This is a genomic window from Protofrankia sp. CiP1_Cm_nod1 (genome assembly GCF_920888515.1).
GTDB lineage: Bacteria > Actinomycetota > Actinomycetes > Frankiales > Frankiaceae > Protofrankia.
Window position 1 is genome coordinate 1 of sequence record NZ_CAKKTM010000329.1, and the last position, 5,540, is coordinate 5,540.

The following is a 5,540-nucleotide window of genomic DNA, read 5'->3' on the forward strand; positions in this document are numbered from 1 at the left end:
GCGCCGTGGTCAGCCGGGGCCCGGGGCGGATATGACGTGGAACGGTGGGCACACCGCCGAGGAGTGGTGCGCGGCGGCTTCCAGCGCGAGCTGCACCCGGTCCTCCGGGGCGAGATGCCCGCTGCCGTGCAGGGAGCCCAGGGCGAACTCCTCCCCGCAGCCCACGGCGTCGTACAGGTCGATGCTGCGGCCGATCTGGAAGTCGGAGTCGATGCGGTACAGCCGGCCACGGATACCGGCCAGGAACACCCCGCCGGCCTCGGATCCCGACTCGGTGCGCGTGTAGCCGCCCTCGCGCAGACAGTCACGCACCGCGGAGATGAAGTCGGTGGCCATGAACCGGTCGATGTCCCATGTCTGGGGGGCGGGTGGGACCAGGCTGTACCTCAGGAGCTGGCCCATCCGGAACGACGAGGTGAAACCCATGACGAACTCGCCGTTACGGAACACCTTGGTGTCAGCGCGGACGGTGATGGAGTAGCCGGCTACCCCGGCGCTGTCACCACCGATGATCACCCTGCCGTCATGCTCAAGACCGACGATGCAGGTCACAAGAGCGCATCTTATCCCCTGGATGCACGCCATGTCCGACAAGTACGCATGGATCGGGTCGCTTTCACAGTAGAGTCCGATTAGTTACAAAATGTTATAAAATAGTAGATTGTGCTACGGCCAGTGATACAGTAGGTTGCCGTCACGACTGGTTGTCGTCACAGCCGGCTCTCGCCGCGGCTCCTGCTACGTCTGCCGCGCCTGCTACGTCGACGGGTCGGACGGGACCGCGGGGACGGCGGGGACCACGGGGACCACGGGGACGGTGCCGACGCGGTGCGCCCCGGTGTAGACGTTCATGGAATCCCCGCGGACGAAGCCGATCAGCGTCATACCGGCGTCCGCGGCCAGCTCGACCGCCAGCGACGACGGCGCCGACACCGCGACCAGCGCCGGAATCCCGGCCAGCAGGGCCTTCTGGACCAGCTCGAACGACGCCCGGCCGCTGACCACCAGCACCCGCCCGCGCAACGGCAGCGCGCCCTCGCGCACCGCGTGACCGACGGCCTTGTCCACCGCGTTGTGCCGGCCGACGTCCTCCCGGACCACGAGCAGGTTCCCGGCGGCGTCGGCGATCCCGGCGGCGTGCAGCCCACCGGTGCTGGCGAAGACCTTCTGCGCGGCGCGCAGCCGCTCCGGCAGGGCCAGCACCACCCGCGGGCACAGCACCAGCGGGTCGTCCTCGACGGTGAACCGGCCGCGCAGCCGCACCCCTTCGATGCTGGCCCGCCCGCACAGCCCGCAGGAGCTGCTGGTGTAGAAGGCCCGTCGCAGGCTGGCGTCGGGCGGGGGAACCGTCGGGGCGAGGGCGATGTCCAGGACGTTGTAGGTCTGCTGGTGGGCCTGCCCGTCCTGCTCGTCGGTGCCGGCGCAGTAGCGCATGCCCAGCACGTCCGAGCCGGCGCCGATGATCCCCTCACCGGTCAGGAAGCCGAAGGCGAGGTCGACGTCGTGCCCGGGCGTCCGCATGGTGACGACGAGCGGCCTTCCCGCCACGCGCAGTTCCAGCGGCTCCTCGCCGGCGATGCTGTCGGGGCGTGCCGTCCGCCCGCCGTCGGCGCGGATGCGCAGCACCTGCCGACGTACCGTCACCCGTCCCACGGCATCCACCCTGCCGTACCCGGCCGACGGCGGCCAGCGTGCCTCGACGGCGGTACGGCCCGTCCGCCATGTGACGTAAAGCTGTATGACGCGAGACGGTCGCGGGTCGCGGTAATCCGTGTGTGAGAGCGTAGGGGCGCCCGGCAACGATGTCCGATGGACGCTCGATGGTGTCCGGTACCGGCTGGGACGCGCGCCGCCGGACGCCGCGACGGGCATCACGGGCACGACACGCGTGGCGACAGGCACGACAGGCACGACAGATACAGCGGATACGACAGCCATGACCGACATGGAGGGTGAGCGGAGCACGTGGGCATGAAGCGGATGATGGCGCGGCTGGGAGTGGGCAACGCCGACGTCGAAACGGTCCTGGACCGCTCCGAGGTCCTGCCCGGCGGTCTGGTCACCGGGACGGTGACCATCAGGGGCGGCAAGGTCGACCAGGCGGTCAACGAGATACGGGTCGCCCTCGAGGCCACCGTCGAGGTCGAGACCGACGACTCCACCTGGTACGAGAACGTCAGCTTCGGCACCCGCGGCATCGGCGGGAAGTTCACCATCGCCGCCAACCAGGAGACCAGCGGGCGCTTCGAGCTGCCGGTCCCCTGGCAGACCCCCATCACCGACGTGGGCGGCTGGCACCTGCGCGGCATGAGGATCGGCGTGAAGACCACGGTGGACATCCCGGGCGCGGTCGACCCCGGCGACCTCGACCCGGTGAGCGTGCACCCGCTGCCCGTCCAGGAGGCGGTCCTCGCCGCGCTCGGCGACCTCGGTTTCCGGTTCCATTCCGCGGACGTGGAGAAAGGCCGGCTGGCCGGCTCCGACCTGCCCTTCTACCAGGAGATCGAGCTGCATCCGGGCGGGGAGTACGCCCGTCGCGTCAAGGAGCTGGAAGTGACCTTCCTGGTCGACGCCGCCGGCGTGGACGTGGTGCTGGAGGCCGACCGGCGTGGCGGGCTGCTGCGTGCCGGCGGGGACGCGCTCAGCCGGCTGCGGGTCGGCCATCACGACACCGACCGGCGCCATCTCGCCGGTCTGCTGCACGAGCAGCTCCAGCATCTCGGCGCCCACCGCGGCTGGTTCTAGGCCGTCCGGGACGTCTGTGCGGTGGCGCTCCTGTCGAGTACGCGGTGACGTCCCCGGTGCGCCGCCGGGAGCCTGCCCGGGCGCGGCGGAGCGCGCGGCTCCCGCCCCGGGCGTGGTCCGCCCTCCGTGAGACACCGGCGGCCGATGCCGTCGGGGACGCCGCCGAAGACGCCGTCGAGGACGCCGCCGGGCCGTCCGCCCGCTGGCACGCCGCCGGCAGCGCCTGGTGCCGGCGGCAGGCCCGGCTGGCCCGCCGGCATCCGCTGTTCACCGCGATGCTGGTGGCGGCGGTCATCGTACGCCTGACGGCGGTCGTCGGCTACGCGCCCGCCCTGTGGTTCAACGACAGCTTCGAGTACCTCGGGGTGGCGCTGCGGCCGCAGCCGTACGAGGTGCGGCCGTCGGGCTACAGCTTCTTCCTGATGCTGCTGGAGCCGCTCCACAGCTTCCGGCTCGTCGTCGTCGTCCAGCATCTGCTGGGCCTGGCCGTCGCCGTCATGATCTACATGCTGCTGCGCCGGCACGGGACGGCCGGCTGGCTGGCCGCTCTCGCCACCGGCCCGCAGCTCTTCGACGGGTACCAGGTCCAGATCGAGCACATGGTGATGGCCGAGACGCTGTTCACCGTCCTGACGGTGGCGGCCGTGACGGCCCTGCTGTGGTGGCGCCGGCCGACCACGGCCGCCGCCCTGGTCGCGGGCGGGCTGCTGGCGGGGGCGTCCCTGACCCGCACGGTCGGCCTGCCACTGGCGCTGGTGGCGGGCGGCTGGCTGCTGGCCCGCCGCCCGGGCCGGCGGCCGGTGCTCGCCTTCTGCCTGGCGCTGCTCGTCCCCCTGGGCTGCTACGGCGCCTGGTTCCAGGTAACGCACGGCCGGGCCGGCATCGTCGGCAGCGACGGGGTCTTCCTCTATTCCCGGACGACGTCGTTCGTGGACTGTGCCGGCACGCACCCGCCGGCCGACCTGGCGGTCCTCTGCCCGCGGGAGCCGCTCGGGGAGCGCCAGCCGCCGTCGAACTACATCTGGCACACCGGCACCCCGCTGGACGGCATTCCCGGCGAGCTTTCCAGCCCGGCGGGCCGGGTTTTCAGCCCGGCGAAGGAATCGCTGGCCGGCAGGTTCGCCCGCCGGGCGATCGTGACACAGCCGCTGGACTACGCCGGTATCGTGGCAAGGGATTTCTCCCGGACGTTCGGGCCGCGGCTGACCGACTACCCCAATGCAGGCATGGTGCGTCCCTTCCTGTTCCACGTCCCACCCGACCCGGTCCCCGACCGGACGTACATTCCCGGTGGCAGCGCTCCCGAGGACGTCCGCGCCTACGAGCACGGTGACGGCGCGCACCGCCTGCGCCAGCCGTTCGCCAGCTGGCTGGCGGGCTACCAGCTCCGGGTGGCCGTTCCCGGGCCGGTGCTGGGCCTGCTGCTGCTCGGCGCCGTCCTCGGCACCGGGCTGGCGGGCCGGTACCGTCCGCATCTGCGCGCGCCGCTGGCCCTGACCACCGCCGTCGCGGTGACGCTGCTGGTCGTACCGCCGGCGACCGCCGGTTTCGACCACCGTTACGTCCTGCCGGCGCTCGCGTTCCTGGGTGCCGCGGCGGCGCTGGGCTGCCGGGTCCTCGCCACCGGGCTCGCCCGGCTGACGGCACGTGACGGCGGGGCGGGCCCGTGCCATTAGTCGATCTTTCCCGGGTGGCCGCGGCGCTGCCCGCCTACACGTTGGGCGCGGAACTCGGCAGCGGCGGGCACGGCCTAGTCCTCGCCGGGCACCACCAGGGCCTCGGCCGGGACGTGGCCATCAAGGTCCTGCCCGCGACGGCGGACCCCGGCCTGCCCACCACCTTCGCGACCGAGGCCCGGCTGCTGGCCGGGCTCGACCACCCGCACATCGTCCGGATCTACGACTATGTCGAGCGCGACGGCCTGTGCCTGATCATCATGGAGCTGCTCGCCGGGGGGACGCTGACCCGCCGGCGCCGCGCGCTGTCCGCCGAGGACGCCTGCGCGGCGGGGCTGGCCATCGCCGAGGCGCTGGAGTGCGCCCACACCAGGAGCGTGCTGCATCGCGACATCAAGCCCGACAACGTGCTGTTCTCGGGCAACGGCCTGCTGAAGGTCACCGACTTCAGCATCGCGAAGATCTTCAATGCCACGACGGTCGCCACCAACACGATCATCGGCACACCAAGGTACATGGCGCCCGAGCAGCTGGGCGGCGACCGCCTGAGCCCGGCCACCGACCTGTACGCGCTCGGGATCGTCCTCTACGAGATGCTCGCCGACGCCCCGCCGTTCGGTCCCGACCTGTCCCTGATGGCGCTGATCCGGCAGAAGACCGCCGACCGTCCCACACCGCCGCCCGCCGGCGTCCCCGAGCCCGTGGCCGAGACCCTCATGCGTGCCCTCCAGCGGGAGCCTGCGCTGCGGCATCCCAGCGCCCGGGCCTTCGCCCTCGACCTCGCCCGCGCCGCCGCCCTCGCGTACGGCCCGCGCTGGACCAGCCGCTGCGAGATCGGCCTGCACGTCGCCGACGACGTCCGGGAGGCCGCGCGGTACCCGGCCGGGGCGGGCGGGCTGCCCGGCGGGCTCGCCACCAACCGGGCCACCGCCGCGCCACCCGGCCAGCCGACACCACCCAGCCAGCCGACGCCACTCGGCCAGCCGACACCGCCTCGGCTACCGACCGGCCCGCCGGCGCAGGGCAGGCTGCCGGTGGCGGTCCCGGCGGGCATCGGCCGCGACGCCGACCAGCGGGCCCCGCGGGACCGCGACGCCGACCGGTGGGCCGGCCGGGGTC

Annotated in this window: 5 protein-coding genes; 3 read left to right on the forward strand and 2 right to left on the reverse strand. The window is 72.7% G+C overall.

Going from position 1 to position 5,540, the window contains the following annotated elements:
• Positions 1–9: 9 nt before the first annotated feature.
• Positions 10–552: a hypothetical protein gene (locus NBX02_RS14870; protein WP_250287370.1), complete on the reverse strand. Its 543-nt coding sequence runs from the start codon at positions 550–552 to the stop codon at positions 10–12.
• A gap of 204 nt (positions 553–756) precedes the next feature.
• Positions 757–1,653, reverse strand: a complete 897-nt coding sequence (gene fdhD / locus NBX02_RS14875; protein WP_250291809.1) for a formate dehydrogenase accessory sulfurtransferase FdhD — start codon at positions 1,651–1,653, stop codon at positions 757–759.
• A 312-nt stretch (positions 1,654–1,965) separates the two neighbouring features.
• Here fdhD and NBX02_RS14880 point away from each other — a divergent pair, with 312 nt between their 5' ends.
• The 3 genes from NBX02_RS14880 to NBX02_RS14890 all read left to right on the forward strand — a co-directional run.
• On the forward strand, positions 1,966–2,745 hold the full coding sequence (locus NBX02_RS14880) for a sporulation protein (RefSeq protein ID WP_250287339.1): 780 nt from the start codon (positions 1,966–1,968) through the stop codon (positions 2,743–2,745).
• Positions 2,746–2,789: 44 nt separating this feature from the next.
• Positions 2,790–4,421 carry a hypothetical protein gene (locus tag NBX02_RS14885; RefSeq protein WP_250287341.1) on the forward strand — a complete coding sequence of 544 codons (1,632 nt, stop codon included), beginning with the start codon at positions 2,790–2,792 and terminating at the stop codon, positions 4,419–4,421.
• Positions 4,412–5,540 (forward strand): serine/threonine-protein kinase (locus NBX02_RS14890; RefSeq protein ID WP_250291812.1); only part of this gene is annotated, 1,129 nt, incomplete at its 3' end. The genes NBX02_RS14885 and NBX02_RS14890, both read left to right, overlap by 10 nt.